Consider the following 17,101-nt stretch of genomic DNA (forward strand, 5'->3'; position numbering starts at 1 on the left):
TTGTTTACCCCTCCTCACTTTTTACTCCAAGCCAAAGCGGCCTGCTCATCCATCGGCCGAGCGATAAAATAGCCTTGAGCCTCATCGCATCCTAGGTCTATCAGGTGATGTAAGGCCTCCTCGTCCTCTACGCCTTCGGCTACCACATTCAATCCCAACGATTTTCCAAGTCCGATCACAGCTCCAACGATTTTTTGGGACTCATCAGAACTGGATAGTGTTTTTACAAACATCTGATCGATCTTCAATTCTGAAAAAGGTAGCCGCGCCAGTTGCACTAGGGAGGAATAGCCAACTCCAAAATCATCAATTGACAAATGAAATCCGCGAATCCGAAACTGTGTCAAGCTTTCTAACAAAGCTAGAGGATTGTCCATGCTGGCTGTTTCAGTAACTTCTAAGATGATTTTTGATGGGGAAATATTATTATTCTGACACTCAGTAAGCAGCCAGCGTGGAAAAGTTTCGTCGGCCAAATTAATCGGTGAAAGGTTGAGCGCATATTTAAGGTTCTGAGACTCCGCTTCACGTGGGATATTTCTCAGGGCAAAACTGTAAATTTGGCGAGTGAGTTCATCGATCTGGCCTGACCGTTCCGCCAAGCCAATAAACTGATCTGGAGGTACCATACTTCCATCTTCACGCTGCCAACGCGCCAAACACTCAAATCCGACCAACTTACCTGTAAAGCAAGAAATTTTGGGCTGAAAGTGAGTAACGAAAACGTTAGCACTAAGCGCGTCGTGAAGTTGTTCAGCGGTCACTGATTGCATTGAATATTTGCGTGGCAGAGCAACTTGCTGGGTATCTAATGCCAACAATGCCAGCAGCTCTGAACGAGAAAACGGCTTTGATAATGTGCCCAACAATCTCAGGTCGTTTTCGCGGACAGCTCTCGCCGATGAATCCAAGATACGACCCCCCAAACCTGACATGATAATTACAGCAGCTTGGAATCCTATTTCAGCCAACTCGTGAATAACTTCTATGCCGTCACGTTCTGCCAACTGGAGGTCGACCATTACGTGAGTGGGTGACCAAGCTAGTACTTTCTCCATAAAAACATCACAATCATCTGTGTAATCAGTTTCAAAGGCTGAAGCTTTGGCCATCAAACAGATTGTGCTAGCCACGTCCATTTCATCATCAAGAACCAATAAACGGCCCACGCTTTTTTCTACTTGCATGAAAGTGCCCTCAATAAACAAAGCCGTTTTAATTCGGCTCACAACGGAGATTTATCAATCATCGAAACTTTTTTTCATGCAACGTCTCTGCAGTAAATCACGGTTAAGCGTAATTTTTGACAACAAAGAGAGCCGTCGAATTCAATCTCAAACAAAGCATCCAATACTTCTGGGCGAGCCTACATAGTAGTTTCTGAACCAACAGACACCTAATCAATACTACTGTTTTTTTTACAATATCCTCTTAACAATTTCAATACTAGCGAGCATAGCTGTGAAATTGGTAACGCTGTAACGTTTCAATCGAAGCAAATGTTTATGGTTTTCAAATTACAAACATGCATTTCCTTCAGATAAACGCCAATTTAGCCCAAGATTTTTCCTTTTACTTACATTCATTCGCAAGCAAAACTCACCAAACACAACTAGTGTTAAACCATTGGCCCACCGGTTGCGCCAGTTGGGGTACTAACAGGTGGATTAGATTGTTTGCAAAGAAAGATGTAATCCGTGCTGCGCTCACTACCATTTCAGGTTGATCGCAGAGGCGCTCAGGAGGAGCTATGGATTTAAAAAGTGGATACCCATTTTGGGCAGTTAAAAATGGTCTTATGTCGGCCTTCCCTGCCGTAAAAGCCGATTTAAAATGTGATGTTGTGGTGATTGGCGGCGGCATCACCGGCGCTTTGATTGCCGATGAGTTAATTACAAGTGGCTTCGCTACCGTGGTAGTTGAGCAACGCGATATTGGCTGGGGGAGCACCTCTGCTAGTACGGCGTTACTGCAATATGAAATCGATACACATTTATTGGATCTCGTTAAATGGTACGGTGAAGAAAATGGAGTAATGGCCTATCAGGGCTGTTCCGATGCGATTAATGCTCTTGCTGAGCTCGTTTCTGAGGTTGGTGATGTTGATTTCGCTCGCCAACAAAGCCTTTACTTTGCCAGCCAGCCGGAAGATGAGAATACGCTACACAACGAGTTTAAGTTACGCCACAAGCACGGCTTTAAAGCTGATTGGCTCGCCGCTAATGCGGTACGAGAACGCTACGGCCTGCTATCTTCGGGAGCTATCTTAACCCACCATGCCGCGCGTATAGATCCCTACCGCATGACGTATCGGTTATTAGAACGATTAGTTACTCGCGGCGGCCAAGTGTTCGATAGAACCACCATTGAAGCCATCACAACCCATGAAAACGGGGTTACTTTGCGCACCGAGGAAGGGGTAAAAATTAGCTGCCAGTATGTAGTTCTGGCGGCAGGCTACGCCTCGCAAAAATGGTTGCAGCAAAAGGTGGCGAAAAACCTTAGCACTTATGCTTTCATAACCGACCCGATGGATGCAGATACCCTTGGGGCATTAACCACTACCATGATGTGGGAATCGGCGCGCCCATATTTGTATTTTCGTTGCACGGGTGAAGGGCGCTTATTGGTAGGTGGAGAAGATGACGACATTGATATTCCGACGAAACGCGATGCTCGAGTGGAGAAAAAATGCCAAAAGCTTATCAATCGTATCGCTGATATTTTTCCTAACTTTGAGCTTAAGCCAACATTTTCTTGGGCTGGCACATTTGCTGAAACAGCTGATGGCTTACCGTTCTTTGGCCCGCACGAACAACATGGCCCACGTGTGCTTTTTGCTATGGCTTACGGTGGCAACGGCATTACTTACAGCATGATCGGCGCAAAATTACTTCGCGAACAAATTCAGGGCAGGCAACACAAATTAGCCCAATTATTTTCGTTCGAACGCCTAAGCTAATGCGTGATTTGTACCAGCCTGCAATGAGACGATTGCAAGCTGGTACAACCCGAACTTAAAGCCCTTTGAATTCGAACGGCGCCGAAGCTGCAAAGTATGCGCTTGCTTCACCCGCATAAATCTCGCCTTGATCGAGCGCTAATTTTTTAACCGGTGCATTCGCGCTGAAATCTACATTAGCGAAATCTACCCAAACTACGTTCGGGGTAAGCACATTTTCAAAGTAATATACTAAATTGCTTTGATCAGCTACCACACGCCAACGAGTGTTTGATAAATGCGGTTCTTCTGGCGTACCAATGCCGTAAGGCACAGATACATTACGAACAACGCTAAAAACACTGGCGGCAGCAATTTGCGGGTTGCTAGTTTGCGGAATCATATCGAGGTAATAGGAAGCACGTACAAAGCGATCGGCTGCTTTACCAGTGCCCGGCAGAAATGCCTTGCCTGGAACTGTATCCCAATAGCTCTTAATAGCGAGCTGCTGTTCAAAAGGTGGATCGTTCGTCATTACTTGATAATCGCGGCTATGATGCACCACTAGTTTGCCGCCAATATATTCAAAAATGGCACTATCGCCACTGGCATCAGAAAGCGATAAATGCACGGTTGTAAACTTATCAGTTCCCGGAATAAAATCAGAAACAATGGCGAATGGCTCATCTTGAAAAAATGCCACCGCTTCCGCAACGGTTGCGAAATTATCCAATGCATATTGGCCCCAAGCAGAAATGGTAAGGCCTGGTGTATCACCGCGAGCATCAAATTCAGGATATTCAGAAGCAACTAACCACAGCATATTGGCCACTAGGCCCTTTTCATTCATACCATCGGGTGTAGAGATATCCCATGAGCTAGCAGCTACGCTGCCATACTTAGATTGCCAAGTAATTGAATTTGGCCCCACTTGCCCACTGCGCTCCATACCCCGAGGAAAAATCCACAAATTGGCTGGAATATCGATGGAGAAATCCATACTACGGCCGGTAAGAACAGTGTTATCTGGGCCCAAATAAACCAGCCGTGTGCATGCATCAGCTGTTGGCATAGTAACCGTGGCAGCAAAAACAGCCGCTGCAATAGTAGAGTATAGTTTTTTCATTTAGTCCCTTCCTAATAACGAGAGTATTCCTAACAAGGCGATATTGCATCACATAATTACAACATTTAACTGTAATTTGATCATCGCTCTCGAAAAAACTAACGCTTAAACCGGATAAGTATTTTAATTTTCATATAAAAACTCTGACGCAATACCTTCAGTTCTTAATTAACGATTTCAAACGCTTTTCAATCGACCGAAGCTCCTGCATGGTTTGGCTATGGTTCGTTTGCATATAAATCCACAGCTTAGTGGCCATTTGGCCATTAAGCGTAAGGATAAACAATACTCCCCAAAATACCTGAGTATTTGGGGAGGCTGTAAAAAACTGGTAGGCACAAAATGCCATTATCACCGTTAGTATCACGCCCAAACAATAACCAATTTTAAGCAACCAGCCTAAATCACCGTTAATTCCCTGTTTTAAATACGCGATTAAGCCTTTCATACCCTTACTCTCTGTATGTATCTTTTTGTTTGCTACGTTCATCGCTCGCTACTCCAATTCCTGTTGTGTGCTATTCGATACAAATCCATTTAGTGGATTCTCATGTAATAATTGATAGCACTACTTATGAATTTCTGCGAGTTTTGAAAATTATAAAAATGAACCAAGCATATTACCCCGTGCGGAATCGCCGCCCGCAGCGTGAACGAAAACCAAAAGCGGAAAATTTAAGCTACTTTGAGCAGGCGTTCGTGTGCTTGAAAGAAGATCCGGATCGCGTAGCAATATTGCGCGCGAACGTTAACCATTATCAGCAGAAGAAGCATTTACCGAAGGCAGCAAAAGCAGCTATTACGCGATTTGAGTATTTACTTGCGGTTACGGAAAATCCGGAAGAAATGGAACGTCGGGTAATGGAAGATAGTTATGAGGGGCGTAAATTTCGGCAAATGCCCCTGCTGCTAAAGGGCATTAGCACAAATTCTGAATAAACTTCCCCGCACAAGTTTTTGCTATCTACCTTGTTGCAGGCTCAACGCAAACCACTAAGAGTTCTTCTTAATCGCTTTACGAATCAAACTACGAGTAGGTTTCTTACTTGGTTTTGAATCACGGGGCCCTGATTTTCCAACTGCAGCTTTGGAGTTCTTATCACTTCTACTTCGTGTGCCCCACGGATCTGGCTTCGCGCCTTGGCGTTTGCTAACGGTATCTTTACCAGCACGCGCTTTCGGCTTATTCACCGGTTTCTTTTTCTTATGCCCTGCCGGGGCTTCTGATGATGAGTGCGCCACCGATTGCAATAAGGTATCCAGTTCCTGTTCAGTTAAATCGCGCCATTCCCCAATGCCTAAACCTTTCAGCTCAATATTCATTATGCGAATGCGCTCAAGCTTTTTCACTTCATAATCAAAGTGCTCACACATGCGGCGAATTTGCCGATTCAGCCCTTGCACCAAAGTAATTTTAAATACAAAACGGGAAACCTTACTAACCTTACATTTTTTAGTAATCTCGCCAAGTATTGGAACGCCGCGGCTCATGCCCTGAATAAAATCATCAGTAACTGGCTTATTTACCGTAACCACGTATTCCTTTTCGTGGTTGTTACCAGCACGCAAAATTTTATTTACCAAATCACCATTGCTGGTAAGAAAAATTAAACCTTGGGAATCTTTATCGAGCCGACCAATCGGAAATATGCGTTTTTCATGATTCACAAAATCAGCCATATTGGCTCTTTCGGCTGAATCTGTAGTGCTTACAATGCCAACTGGCTTATTTAGAGCAATGAACACAAAACCTTCTTTGTTCTGCGATTCTATCAGCTGGCCATTTACCTTCACTTCATCATCTGGGCCCACCTTCTCACCCATAACCGCTCGCCGGCCATTAATAAAAACATTACCTTGTTCAATAAAGCGATCGGCCTCGCGGCGCGAGCAAATTCCGCTTTCGCTAATGTATTTATTTAACCGCGTTTCTGAAGTATTCGGCATGAATATTTAACTTTTATTAGAGTGAATCGAATCATTCATTGATGTATTGTTTAATTACGCTAGGGTTGCACCCAGAAGCGTTCAAGTTTTTAGGCAAAACCCCGATATAACAGGGAAGAGAAACCAGAACCCGGGACGCTAATTATAAAGTAAATTATTCTTCTGCAAAACAAAGAGTGAAATAACGTGTTAGGCAGGGAACAAAACTGGGTACAAAACCGTAGTCAATACAAAGCACAAGATATCATAATCAGGAGCCACTTCGTTGCACTTACCCACACTGATAGGAATTATTCTCTTACTTAACCTCATTCTGGGTGGTTTGTTACTGGTGATCTATAAACTACGCCAACAGCAACGATGCTTCTTGTATTGGGCTGTTTCCTGCTGGGTATTTGTGGCCGGTGGCAGTATTGCGGCTGCACGAAATTACATTGATATGCCATGGCTTACCCACTGGTTTGCATCGGTTCTATTAATTGCTGCTCCACTGCTTGCGGTAAAAGGCGTTCAACATTTTCGGGCACCACGAAGCGCGCGAAAATGGCGCGGGCAAATCATTCTAATGCTGGCTATTGCCATCGGATTAGCCCTTCTTTATCCGATGTATGCTTGGATTTCTCCAGTTACTTCAATTTTAATCGCCAGTTTATTCCTTTGGGCCGTATATCTGCTTGTTAATGTAAAAGCCTCAATGCAACTGCCGCAACAACTGCTGTGTTTGTTCTTCTCGCTACATGTAATCACCATGCTTCTGCAGGCAGGTTCCATGATAGTTACTTTAATCGCTGCACCGGGGGCACAGCCAGTTGCACAAGTAGATACCGGAATTATCGCAAGTGCCGTTGTTGAAGCGCCCGAGGCCAGCATGAGCTCAATGCTACATATTACTTTTATCAGCCATTTATTGCTCACCACCACTACCGCGCTTATGTTTCCACTGTTGGTTTTTTCCAAAACCGAAGAGCGGCTTGTTGAATTAGCCAATATCGATGATTTAACCAAGCTCTATAATCGCCGGGCGTTTTTTCAAGAAGCCGAAGAGCAATTCAAATATGCCCGCATAAACAACACGAATATATGCGTTTTAATGGTCGATTTAGATTATTTTAAAGATGTAAACGATACTTGGGGCCATGCTGTGGGCGATGAATGCCTACGCTGGGTAGCAAAGTGCTTACAAAACGAGCTTCGAGATACCGATATTCTTGCCCGAGTAGGTGGTGAAGAGTTCGCAATTGCGTTGCCCGGTGTAGATCTTGAAAGAGCGCGTTTACTAAGTAACCGATTATGCAAACGAGTTGCCGCCAAGCCAGTGAAAATAGATAACCTTAGTATTCCTCTGTCGATAAGTATCGGTGGCGTACTTTGCATTCCCGAACATACCGATTTCCAAATGTTACTCAGTGATGCCGATAAAGCGTTGTATCAAGCCAAGGAAAACGGCCGTAACCAAGTTGTTTTTACTTAACTATCGGCCTTAACTACTAGCCTTAACTATAGATCCTAGATTGCACCCATAAAAAAAAGGGAGCGCATGGCGCTCCCTTTCACTATGGTTTGTAGCTATTTGTAATTACACATCAAACCGATCAGCGTTCATTACTTTCGTCCAAGCTTTCACGAAATCACCTACAAACTTCTCGGTGGCATCGCTCTGTGCATAAACTTCAGCAAGTGCGCGTAGTTGCGAGTTTGAACCAAACACTAAATCAACACGCGTGCCTGTCCATTTAACTGCGCCAGTACTACGATCGCGGCCTTCGAACTCTTCCGCTTCTTCCGAAGTTGGCTTCCACTCGATGTCCATGTCTACTAAGTTCACGAAGAAATCGTTAGTTAGCGTACCTGGCTTATCAGTGAACACGCCATGCTGGCTTTGGCCGAAGTTAGCATTCAACGCACGCATACCACCTACTAGCACTGTCATTTCTGGTGCCGTTAGGGTTAGTAGCTGAGCACGATCGATCAACAACTCTTCTGTAGACACGGTATAGCGTGTTTTTAGGTAGTTGCGGAAACCGTCTGCTACTGGCTCGAGCACTTCAAACGATTCTGCATCGGTTTGTTCGTCCGTTGCATCAGTACGGCCTGGAGTAAACGGCACTTCAACACTGTGGCCGGCATCTTTTGCTGCTTTCTCGATAGCGGCAGAGCCACCTAAAACGATCAAATCAGCCAATGATACTTTCTTGTTGCCAGATTGCGCAGAATCGAAATCTTTCTTAATGCCTTCGTAAGTAGCCAACACTTTCTTTAACTGCTCAGGTTGGTTCACTTCCCACGCATTTTGTGGTGCTAAACGAATACGTGCGCCGTTCGCGCCACCACGGTTATCTGAACCACGGAACGTAGCAGCAGAAGACCAAGCCGTGTAAACCAATTCTGATACGGTTAAGCCTGAATCCAAAATAGTTTTCTTAAGCTCAGCGATATCGCTGTTGTTTACAAGCTCATGATCAACTTCTGGCACTGGATCTTGCCAAATAAGATCTTCAGCTGGCACTTCTGGGCCTAAGTAACGAGCTTTTGGCCCCATATCACGGTGCGTTAGCTTAAACCAAGCACGTGCGAATGCATCAGCAAACTCCGCTGGGTTTTTATGGAAGTGCTCAGAAATTTTACGATATTCAGGGTCTTCACGCATTGCGATATCAGCAGTAGACATCATTAATGGCATTTTTTTCTGCGCATCATCAGCAGCTGGAGCATGATCTTTCTCAGCTAAGTTTTTCGCTGCCCATTGCTGTGCGCCTGCTGGGCTCTTAGTGAGCTCCCACTCGTAGCCAAACAACACATCAAAGTAGCCGTTATCCCACTGAATTGGGTTAGCTGTCCACGCGCCTTCTAGGCCACTAGTAATGGTATCGCCACCTTTACCTGTGCCATAACTGTTTTTCCAGCCAAAGCCCATTTCTTCCAGCGGTGCCGCTTCTGGTGCTGGGCCGTGGTGCGAATCAGGTGCAGCACCGTGAGTTTTACCAAACGTATGGCCACCAGCAGTTAGTGCTACGGTTTCGTAATCGTTCATCGCCATGCGTTTGAACGTTTCACGAATATCGCGGCCAGAACCTAGCGGATCAGGGTTTCCATCAGGGCCTTCAGGGTTAACGTAAATTAAACCCATTTGTACCGCTGCTAATGGAACTTCTAGTTCACGATCACCGGTGTAGCGCTTGTTACCAAGCCATTCATCTTCAGCACCCCAGTAGATATCTTCTTCTGGTTCCCAGATATCGGCACGGCCGCCACCAAAACCGAAGGTTTCGCCACCCATCGATTCAATTGCCACGTTACCGGTGAGTACGAATAAATCGGCCCAAGAAATTTTGTTGCCGTATTTTTGCTTAATTGGCCACAATAAACGGCGTGCTTTATCAAGGTTGCCGTTATCTGGCCAGCTGTTTAATGGCGCAAAACGTTGATTACCCGTGCCTGCACCACCACGGCCATCGCCCATGCGGTAAGTACCAGCAGCGTGCCATGCCATGCGAATCATGAATGGGCCATAATGGCCATAATCTGCTGGCCACCAATCTTTAGAATCGGTTAAAACAGCTTCGATATCTTTTTTCAATTCGCTGAAATTGATTTTCTTGAAGGCTTCAGCATAGTTAAAATCTTCCCCAAGTGGGTTCGATTTTTTATCGTTCTGGTGCAGAATTCGTAAATTCAGTTGATTCGGCCACCAATCTAAATTCTTAGTGCCAATACCGCCCATGCGCGTATTACCACCATGCATTACTGGGCACTTGCCCCCAGATGTGTTGTTCTTATCCATCACTATCTCCTCGTTAAACTAGTTTTCGGTGATTTTTGTGGTTCACCGCCATGCTGTTGATTTTTACGTTAGTTACTAACAACATAGGTACTTTTTATCTTTAACGAATATAGACCCCACCAGCAAGCATTGAAAGTTTGTTTTCTCGAATAGCCTAATTGGTTTTTTGAATTGATGCATAAAAAAGGCTAAAAAACGATATATATAAGTAGCTTACACAGTGATTTCTGGCATTATATGATTGCTCTTTATGAGCCCATAATAATAAAAATATCGGAGACCATATGGAAGTTTATCGCCGCCACATGCGCCAACTAAACCGGCGCTTATTATTGATAACTGCGTTACTTTTGGTGTTTTGGTTGGAGTTTAGTGTGTTCCAGCTACGCCCTGAATTCACCGGCATGTTGGAATTCATCGTAGAACGCGTAATAAAAACATTAGCTTTCTGGGCGTGGCCCATGCTTTTCTTTATGTTCTTCCAGCCTATCGTAAACAAGTTCTTCTTTTTGCATTACGAGGGCGAAGTAACCCCAACTACTTTTAAGTTTGAAGCCCGCTTCTTTTTCGCTGTATTCTTTTTATACACCGCTATTGGTTTATTTATTGTGGCGGCTATAACTTCTGCTTTTGGCATAATAAACCAAGGCTGGGCCGCATATACAGAATCGCTGCAGTTTAGTTTTCATATCCATATGCTTATTCAGTTTGTGCGCGCTTTCACCTTACCGGCAGGTGCAATAGCGAGCGAGAATATTCAATCGCCCTTATTTATGATTATCGGCACATTAGCTCTTCTGCTGGGCTATGCACTGTACAGCTTTGTGTTAATTGCCAGCAAAGGCCGCCCGGATAAATTTATAAAGTACAATAAAACCCAACAACAGTACGAAGCTCATAATGCCTACTTTATTCGTGCTATCGATTTTTTAAATCGAACCCTCAACATCAAATCTGCCACCAAATTGTTGGTTGTGCTGTTTTTTGTATTACTGGTTATCGCCATTTTTGTGCCGGCCCTCAACGCTTCGAAGATCGTTCGTTTATTTTGGGCCTCAGTGCTTCATTCCGCGCTCTTCTTGGCATTGCGAGCTTGTTATCGGTTCTTGAAATTCTGGTGGGATAAAATCTTTGCAGTACAAGATTATGAACTCACTAAGCCAATGTTCTATAGCTCAAAAGATCTCTGGCTGAATCACACTGCGGCGCGTGATATCTGGGTGCCGCACTATAAACCCCCAACTTCGGGCTCTAGCACTAGTTCAACTTCCAGCCCCAGCAGGCGTTCTGGATCGAAGTTTCCAAAATTAATCGCAATTCCTTGGATAGTCGCAATCGAAATAACGTTGTTTTTCGTAGTATTAGCAGTGGTGGGTGGCTTTGCGTTTAGCTATCACCCAGCATATGTGGAAATGATTAAATCGCTGAATGCGGTGGCGATGGTGAAAGCTATTTATCAACACACAGGCTTTTTCTGGCACGCTATTTTTGCACTCTATGTGGCATGGCGTTTATTCCATCGATTCGGCCGGTTTAACCTTGGCTTCTTTGAAACCATTGGGCGGTTAGTTACGCGTTGGTCTGATTAGTTGGTGCCTTATTATAGCGGGCAATAATAACGAGCAATAAAAAATAGCACGTACATTAAGGAATGAACAATGCAGCTATTTATGGTTTATTTAGGTGGCACAGCGCCAAATGCAAACATTGAGTTGCACGATATTCGCTTTGTGGTTGGTGAAACCATCGAAGATTGTTACCCCGCGTTGCGCCAGCAGTGGTTTGGCACCGTGAAAGGGCTACACTTAGATAGCTATTTAGCTGTTCACCATGTTGATGGCTATCAAGTGCAACTAAGCGAAACGCCACAAGCGCAAGCCCAGAAACTTTGGTTTGTGAACTTCGGCGGTTACTACCCGGGGCGCATTCCGGAGTTTCATGATTTCACCCTTTGTGTTGCCGAAACGGCCGATGAAGCAAAGCGCATTGCTAAAGGCCGGCTGCTCACTGATAGTATTGAGCAGCACAAAGACGATCTCTATAACGTTGATGATTGTTTAGCGGTTGATTTACTCGGTGGCTGGCATGTTCACCTCAAGCACGATGGCGGCATGCAAGCTTTGCAACCTGACTGGGCGGGTTATCACGTTATTGGCTAGGCACTTTAATGCTAAAAAATAAAGCCCCCTTGAACATGCCGCTAATTGCATAGATTCAAGGGGGCTTTTTTGTTTGTTGAAGCTCTAGGTAGGCTTAGGCTACAGGCACGCGAACCCAGCCTTCCATTAAAACGCGTGCGCTGCGGCTCATAATGGCTTTGGTTACTTGCCACTCACCATCTACTAACTTAGCTTCAGCGCCCACCCGTAAGGTGCCCGAAGGGTGCCCAAAGGTAACAGCCGTGCGCTCACCACCGCCTGCCGCTAAGTTCACCAGTGTACCCGGAACCGCCGCCGCTGTGCCGATGGCTACCGCTGCCGTGCCCATCATCGCGTGATGTAACTTACCCATTGAAAGTGCGCGCACATTCAAATCGATATCATCCGCATTAATGTTCTTACCACTGGAGGAAACATAACTTTCCGGTGGTGCTACAAAGGCTATTTTCGGCGTGTGCTGGCGCGCTTCCGCTTCTTCAAGCGATTGAATTAAGCCCATGTGCTTGGCACCATAAGCGCGTAGCTTCTCGAACATGGCAAGCGCTTCAGGATTTTCGTTAATTGCGCCTTGCAGCTCTGTGCCGCTATAACCGATATCGGCCGCATTCACAAAAATAGTAGGAATGCCGGCGTTAATCATGGTTGCTTGAAACGTACCTACACCCGGAACATTCAGTTCATCAATCACGTTTCCGGTAGGGAACATTGAACCCTCACCATCGGCTGGATCCATAAACTCAATAGGCACTTCTGCAGATGGGAAGGTTACCCCATCAAGCTCAAAATCACCGGTTTCTTGTACTTCGCCGTTGGTAATCGGCACATGCGCAATAATGGTTTTCTTGATGTTCGCCTGCCAAATGCGCACCACAGCAGTTCCATTCTCTGGAACACGGCTTGCATCAATAAGGCCACTGGTTACCGCGAACGAACCAACTGCAGAAGTAAGATTGCCGCAATTGCCGCTCCAATCAATAAAAGGCTTATCAATAGCTACTTGGCCGAACAGGTAATCAACATCATGCTCCGCGCTTTCGCTTTTCGATAAAATAACCGTTTTGCTGGTGCTCGACGTGGCGCCGCCCATACCATCGGTATGCTTACCGTAAGGATCGGGGCTGCCAATTACCCGCAATAAAATAGCATCGCGGGCAGGCCCCGGTTGCTGTGCTTCTACAGGTAAATCATCGAGGCGGAAGAACACCCCTTTACTAGTGCCGCCACGCATGTACGTGGCAGCGATTTTCATTTGCGGTTTATGCATCGCTCGACTCCAAGAAATCTTGCGCGAAACGCTGCAACACACCGCCAGCTTCGAATATTGATACTTCTTCCATCGTATCTAAGCGGCACTTCACTGGAACATCAACCCGCTCGCCATTTTTGCGATGAATTACCAAAGTAAGCTGCGCACCAGCGCTTGGCGTTCCCTCAACATCGAAGGTTTCGGTACCATCAATTTCCAACGTTTTGCGTGTGGTTCCAGCGGCAAATTCAAGCGGTAACACACCCATACCAAGGAGATTAGTACGATGAATACGCTCAAAACCTTCTGCTGCAATGGCTTCAACACCCGCTAAGCGAACGCCTTTCGCCGCCCAATCGCGTGAAGAGCCTTGGCCATAATCAGCACCGGCAATGATAATTAGTGGTTGTTTACGTTCCATGTAGGTTTCAATTGCTTCCCACATGCGCACCACTTTGCCTTCTGGTTCAACACGGGCCAACGAACCTTGCTTCACTTTCCCGTCTACTATTGCCATCTCGTTGATGAGCTTCGGGTTAGCAAAGGTAGCGCGTTGTGCGGTTAGGTGATCACCACGGTGGGTAGCATAGGAGTTGAAATCTTCTTCCGGAACACCCATTTTTGCTAAATATTCACCGGCCGCGCTATCAGCCATAATCGCATTTGAAGGCGAAAGGTGATCGGTAGTGATGTTATCGCCAAGCACTGCTAAGGCACGCATACCACGTAAGCTTAACTCCCCTGCTAGCGCACCTTCCCAATAAGGAGGGCGGCGAATGTAGGTGCTCTGCGGGCGCCAGTTGTATAGCGGCTCGGTTTTTTCACCCATATCTACTGAAATATTAAACATTGGGTCGTAAACCTTTCGGAACTGTTCTGGTTTAACGCTTTTCTTCACGATTTCATCGATTTCTGCATCACTTGGCCAAATATCTTTCAAGGTTACCGGGTTGCCATCGGCATCATAACCAAGTGCATCTTTTTCGATATCAAAGCGAATCGTACCGGCAATAGCGTAAGCCACTACTAAAGGTGGCGATGCCAAAAATGCTTGCTTCGCATAAGGGTGAATACGGCCATCAAAGTTACGGTTACCGGAAAGTACCGCGGTAGCATAAAGATCGCGTTCAACAATTTCTTTCTGAATCACCGGATCAAGCGCGCCACTCATACCGTTACAAGTAGTACAAGCAAAGCCAACGACACCAAAACCAAGGGTTTCTAGCTCTGGTAATAATTTAGCTTCTTCCAAGTACATTTTTACAGTTTTTGAGCCCGGGGCTAAAGAGGTTTTCACCCATGACTTGCGGGTTAATCCAAGCTTATTCGCGTTGCGTGCGATTAAGCCGGCAGCAATCATGTTGCGTGGGTTTGACGTATTGGTACAGCTGGTAATCGCGGCAATAATGCAGGCACCATCTGGCATTTTACCTTCTTCATTTTCCACCACACCGGAAATACCACGGGCAGCGAGTTCAGAAGCAGGTAACAATGAGTGAGGGTTCGAAGGCCCGGCTAAGTTGCGGTTTACTGATGATAAATCAAACTTTAATATTCGTTCGTACTCCGCCGTTTTCAGGCTATCAGCCCATAAACCGGTTTCTTTGGCGAACTTCTCTACCAGTGCAACTTGATCATCATCACGGCCCGTAAGCGTTAGATAATCAGTGGTTTGCTTATCAATATAGAACATCGCGGCAGTAGCACCGTATTCTGGTGTCATGTTCGAAATAGTTGCGCGATCGCCTACGGTAAGCTTATCGGCGCCTTCGCCGTAAAACTCTAAGTAAGCGCCCACTACCCGTTCTTTCCTCAAGAATTCAGTAATCGCCAGCACTAAATCGGTACTGGTAATGCCTTCACGCAACTTACCAGTAAGCTCTACACCAATAATATCGGGCAAGCGCATGTAAGAAGCACGGCCCAGCATAACGCTTTCGGCTTCTAAACCACCTACACCCACCGAAATAACACCTAGGGCATCAACCATTGGCGTATGGCTATCGGTACCAACACAGGTATCAACAAAAGCTACACCGTTTTGCACTTGCACAACCGGTGACATTTTCTCAAGGTTGATCTGGTGCATAATGCCATTGCCTGGAGGAATTACATCTACATTTTTAAACGCAGTTTTTGTCCAGTTAATAAAGTGGAAGCGATCATCGTTTCGGCGATCTTCAATCGCGCGGTTTTTCTCAAATGCATCGGTATCAAAACCTGCATGCTCAACAGCCAACGAGTGATCAACTATAAGTTGAGTTGGCACAACTGGGTTTACTTTGGCTGGATCGCCGCCTTTTTGGGCTATTGCATCACGTAAGCCGGCTAAATCAACCAATGCGGTTTGCCCTAAAATATCGTGACAAACTACGCGCGCCGGATACCAAGGGAAATCAAGATCACGCTTGCGTTCGATAATTTGTTTCAACGCCGGAGTTAATTGCTCAGGCGGGCAACGGCGAACTAAGTTTTCAGCCAATACACGTGAAGTGTATGGCAATTTTTCATAGGCACCTGGCTGAATAGTTTCTACCGCAGCGCGGGTATCGAAGTATTCTAAGTTAGTGCCAGCTAGTGTTTTGCGATATTCAGTATTCATAATCAACCACAACTTATGTTGTTAGAGAGTTGGAAGGCAGAAAAAACTAGGGAGAAACCGAAGCTTCTCCCTACTGTGCCAATTAACGTTCGTTGATTGCCGGAACTTTACGTGGCTCAGGGCCGGTGTAATCAGCACTTGGGCGAATAATGCGGTTATTCGCGCGTTGCTCTTTCACGTGAGCTGTCCAGCCAGTTACCCGCGACATTACAAAGATCGGGGTGAATAGCTTGGTAGGAATGCCCATGAAGTGATACGCAGAAGCGTGGAAGAAATCAGCATTCGGGAATAACTTTTTCTCGCGCCACATTACTTCTTCACAACGCACTGATACATCATATAAACGGGTATCACCGAATTCATCAGCGAGCTTTTTCGACCAAGCTTTGATTACATCGTTACGCGGATCAAACTCGCTGTAAACGGCATGGCCGAAGCCCATAATCTTTTCTTTACGTTCCAGCATGCCTACCAGAGTTTTCTCTGCATCGTCGGCATCTTTCATATCTTCAATCAGTTCCATAGCCGCTTCGTTGGCACCACCGTGGAGTGGGCCGCGCAAAGAACCAATGGCACCCGTAACACAAGAGTGGATATCTGAAAGTGTGGAAGCACATACCCGAGCCGTGAAGGTTGAGGCATTAAATTCGTGCTCTGCATACAGAATCAACGAAGTGTTCATTACCGCTGCATGCAGTTCTGAAGGTGATTCGCCGTGCAATAAACGCAAGAAGTGTGCACCAATTGAATCTTCATTAGTTTCGGTTTCAATGCGCACGCCATCGTGGCTGAAACGGTACCAATATAAAAGCATACTTGGGAAGCTTGCTAGCATGCGCTCAATTGCTTTATCAGCCCCGCTGAAATCAGCTTCTGGCTCAATGTTTCCCAAGAATGAACAACCGGTACGCAACACATCCATAGGGTGCGCATCAGCTGGAATACGTTCTAACACATCTTTCAACGGAGCAGGTAAGCCTCGTTGCGATTTCAAGCGCGCTTTATATTCAGCCAATTGGCTTTCATTTGGTAATTCGCTGTGCGCCAATAAATAAGCCACTTCTTCAAAGCTAACTTTTTCTGCTAACTCAGAAATATCATAACCACAGTAAGTTAAACCAGAACCAGTTTTACCTACTGTGCAAAGCGCTGTTTCGCCTGCTACTTGGCCGCGTAACCCGGCTCCGCCTAATTTTTTCTCTGACATTATTTAATCCTCTTCATTATATTCATCAATTCTTTATGTTTTCATTTTTCGCGCTGCAATATCCTGCGCGGCAAACTATTTTTTTAAGCCAA

13 protein-coding genes are annotated in these 17,101 nt (G+C 45.6%); 5 read left to right on the forward strand and 8 right to left on the reverse strand.

Annotation, left to right across the window (positions count from 1 at the left end):
- Positions 1 to 14: 14 nt before the first annotated feature.
- Positions 15 to 1,187, reverse strand: a complete 1,173-nt coding sequence (locus A28LD_RS01960; RefSeq protein ID WP_007419377.1) for an EAL domain-containing response regulator — start codon at positions 1,185 to 1,187, stop codon at positions 15 to 17.
- A gap of 563 nt (positions 1,188 to 1,750) precedes the next feature.
- Here A28LD_RS01960 and A28LD_RS01965 point away from each other — a divergent pair.
- Positions 1,751 to 2,962 carry an NAD(P)/FAD-dependent oxidoreductase gene (locus tag A28LD_RS01965; RefSeq protein ID WP_007419378.1) on the forward strand — a complete coding sequence of 404 codons (1,212 nt, stop codon included), beginning with the start codon at positions 1,751 to 1,753 and terminating at the stop codon, positions 2,960 to 2,962.
- Between the two features lie 55 nt (positions 2,963 to 3,017).
- On the opposite strand, the gene A28LD_RS01970 is transcribed toward A28LD_RS01965, so the two are convergent.
- Complete coding sequence (locus tag A28LD_RS01970) at positions 3,018 to 4,067, reverse strand: linear amide C-N hydrolase (protein ID WP_007419379.1); 1,050 nt, start codon at positions 4,065 to 4,067, stop codon at positions 3,018 to 3,020.
- Positions 4,068 to 4,224: 157 nt separating this feature from the next.
- A complete protein-coding gene (locus tag A28LD_RS01975) occupies positions 4,225 to 4,557 on the reverse strand; it encodes a DUF6768 family protein (RefSeq protein WP_007419380.1) in 333 nt (110 codons plus the stop codon).
- Between the two features lie 116 nt (positions 4,558 to 4,673).
- On the opposite strand from A28LD_RS01975, the gene A28LD_RS01980 reads away from it, so the two are divergent.
- A complete protein-coding gene (locus A28LD_RS01980; RefSeq protein WP_139043491.1) occupies positions 4,674 to 5,006 on the forward strand; it encodes a hypothetical protein in 333 nt (110 codons plus the stop codon).
- 54 nt (positions 5,007 to 5,060) lie between these two features.
- On the opposite strand, the gene rluF is transcribed toward A28LD_RS01980, so the two are convergent.
- Positions 5,061 to 6,014: a 23S rRNA pseudouridine(2604) synthase RluF gene (gene rluF / locus A28LD_RS01985; protein ID WP_007419382.1), complete on the reverse strand. Its 954-nt coding sequence runs from the start codon at positions 6,012 to 6,014 to the stop codon at positions 5,061 to 5,063.
- Positions 6,015 to 6,279: 265 nt separating this feature from the next.
- On the opposite strand from rluF, the gene A28LD_RS01990 reads away from it, so the two are divergent.
- Entirely contained in the window at positions 6,280 to 7,485 is a 1,206-nt protein-coding gene (locus A28LD_RS01990; RefSeq protein ID WP_007419383.1) for a GGDEF domain-containing protein, read from the forward strand.
- 105 nt (positions 7,486 to 7,590) lie between these two features.
- Here A28LD_RS01990 and katG read toward each other — a convergent pair whose 3' ends face one another.
- A complete protein-coding gene (gene katG / locus A28LD_RS01995) occupies positions 7,591 to 9,795 on the reverse strand; it encodes a catalase/peroxidase HPI (RefSeq protein ID WP_007419384.1) in 2,205 nt (734 codons plus the stop codon).
- A 284-nt stretch (positions 9,796 to 10,079) separates the two neighbouring features.
- Here katG and A28LD_RS02000 point away from each other — a divergent pair, with 284 nt between their 5' ends.
- Together A28LD_RS02000 and A28LD_RS02005 are read left to right on the forward strand one after the other, a co-directional pair.
- On the forward strand, positions 10,080 to 11,384 hold the full coding sequence (locus A28LD_RS02000) for a hypothetical protein (RefSeq protein WP_007419385.1): 1,305 nt from the start codon (positions 10,080 to 10,082) through the stop codon (positions 11,382 to 11,384).
- Positions 11,385 to 11,453: 69 nt separating this feature from the next.
- A complete protein-coding gene (locus A28LD_RS02005) occupies positions 11,454 to 11,954 on the forward strand; it encodes a DUF1543 domain-containing protein (RefSeq protein WP_007419386.1) in 501 nt (166 codons plus the stop codon).
- 94 nt (positions 11,955 to 12,048) lie between these two features.
- On the opposite strand, the gene prpF is transcribed toward A28LD_RS02005, so the two are convergent.
- The 3 genes from prpF to prpC all read right to left on the reverse strand — a co-directional run bounded on the left by prpF (position 12,049) and on the right by prpC (position 17,009).
- Complete coding sequence (gene prpF, locus A28LD_RS02010; RefSeq protein ID WP_007419387.1) at positions 12,049 to 13,218, reverse strand: 2-methylaconitate cis-trans isomerase PrpF; 1,170 nt, start codon at positions 13,216 to 13,218, stop codon at positions 12,049 to 12,051.
- Positions 13,211 to 15,802 carry a Fe/S-dependent 2-methylisocitrate dehydratase AcnD gene (gene acnD / locus A28LD_RS02015; RefSeq protein ID WP_007419388.1) on the reverse strand — a complete coding sequence of 864 codons (2,592 nt, stop codon included), beginning with the start codon at positions 15,800 to 15,802 and terminating at the stop codon, positions 13,211 to 13,213. Before acnD ends, prpF begins: the two co-directional genes overlap by 8 nt.
- Positions 15,803 to 15,884: 82 nt before the next feature.
- A complete protein-coding gene (gene prpC / locus A28LD_RS02020; protein ID WP_007419389.1) occupies positions 15,885 to 17,009 on the reverse strand; it encodes a bifunctional 2-methylcitrate synthase/citrate synthase in 1,125 nt (374 codons plus the stop codon).
- Positions 17,010 to 17,101: the final 92 nt, after the last annotated feature.

This window comes from Idiomarina sp. A28L (assembly GCF_000218785.1).
In the GTDB taxonomy this organism is placed as follows: Bacteria; Pseudomonadota; Gammaproteobacteria; order Enterobacterales; family Alteromonadaceae; genus Aliidiomarina.

What these genes read in the sequence shown, in the direction of transcription:
- A28LD_RS01960 (WP_007419377.1), bottom strand. Translation starts at nt 1,187, where the DNA reads ATGCAAGTAGAAAAAAGCGTGGGCCGTTTATTGGTTCTTGATGATGAA.
- A28LD_RS01965 (WP_007419378.1), top strand. Translation starts at nt 1,751, where the DNA reads ATGGATTTAAAAAGTGGATACCCATTTTGGGCAGTTAAAAATGGTCTT.
- A28LD_RS01970 (WP_007419379.1), bottom strand. Translation starts at nt 4,067, where the DNA reads ATGAAAAAACTATACTCTACTATTGCAGCGGCTGTTTTTGCTGCCACG.
- A28LD_RS01975 (WP_007419380.1), bottom strand. Translation starts at nt 4,557, where the DNA reads ATGAACGTAGCAAACAAAAAGATACATACAGAGAGTAAGGGTATGAAA.
- A28LD_RS01980 (WP_139043491.1), top strand. Translation starts at nt 4,674, where the DNA reads ATGAACCAAGCATATTACCCCGTGCGGAATCGCCGCCCGCAGCGTGAA.
- rluF (WP_007419382.1), bottom strand. Translation starts at nt 6,014, where the DNA reads ATGCCGAATACTTCAGAAACGCGGTTAAATAAATACATTAGCGAAAGC.
- katG (WP_007419384.1), bottom strand. Translation starts at nt 9,795, where the DNA reads ATGGATAAGAACAACACATCTGGGGGCAAGTGCCCAGTAATGCATGGT.
- A28LD_RS02000 (WP_007419385.1), top strand. Translation starts at nt 10,080, where the DNA reads ATGGAAGTTTATCGCCGCCACATGCGCCAACTAAACCGGCGCTTATTA.
- A28LD_RS02005 (WP_007419386.1), top strand. Translation starts at nt 11,454, where the DNA reads ATGCAGCTATTTATGGTTTATTTAGGTGGCACAGCGCCAAATGCAAAC.
- prpF (WP_007419387.1), bottom strand. Translation starts at nt 13,218, where the DNA reads ATGCATAAACCGCAAATGAAAATCGCTGCCACGTACATGCGTGGCGGC.
- acnD (WP_007419388.1), bottom strand. Translation starts at nt 15,802, where the DNA reads ATGAATACTGAATATCGCAAAACACTAGCTGGCACTAACTTAGAATAC.
- prpC (WP_007419389.1), bottom strand. Translation starts at nt 17,009, where the DNA reads ATGTCAGAGAAAAAATTAGGCGGAGCCGGGTTACGCGGCCAAGTAGCA.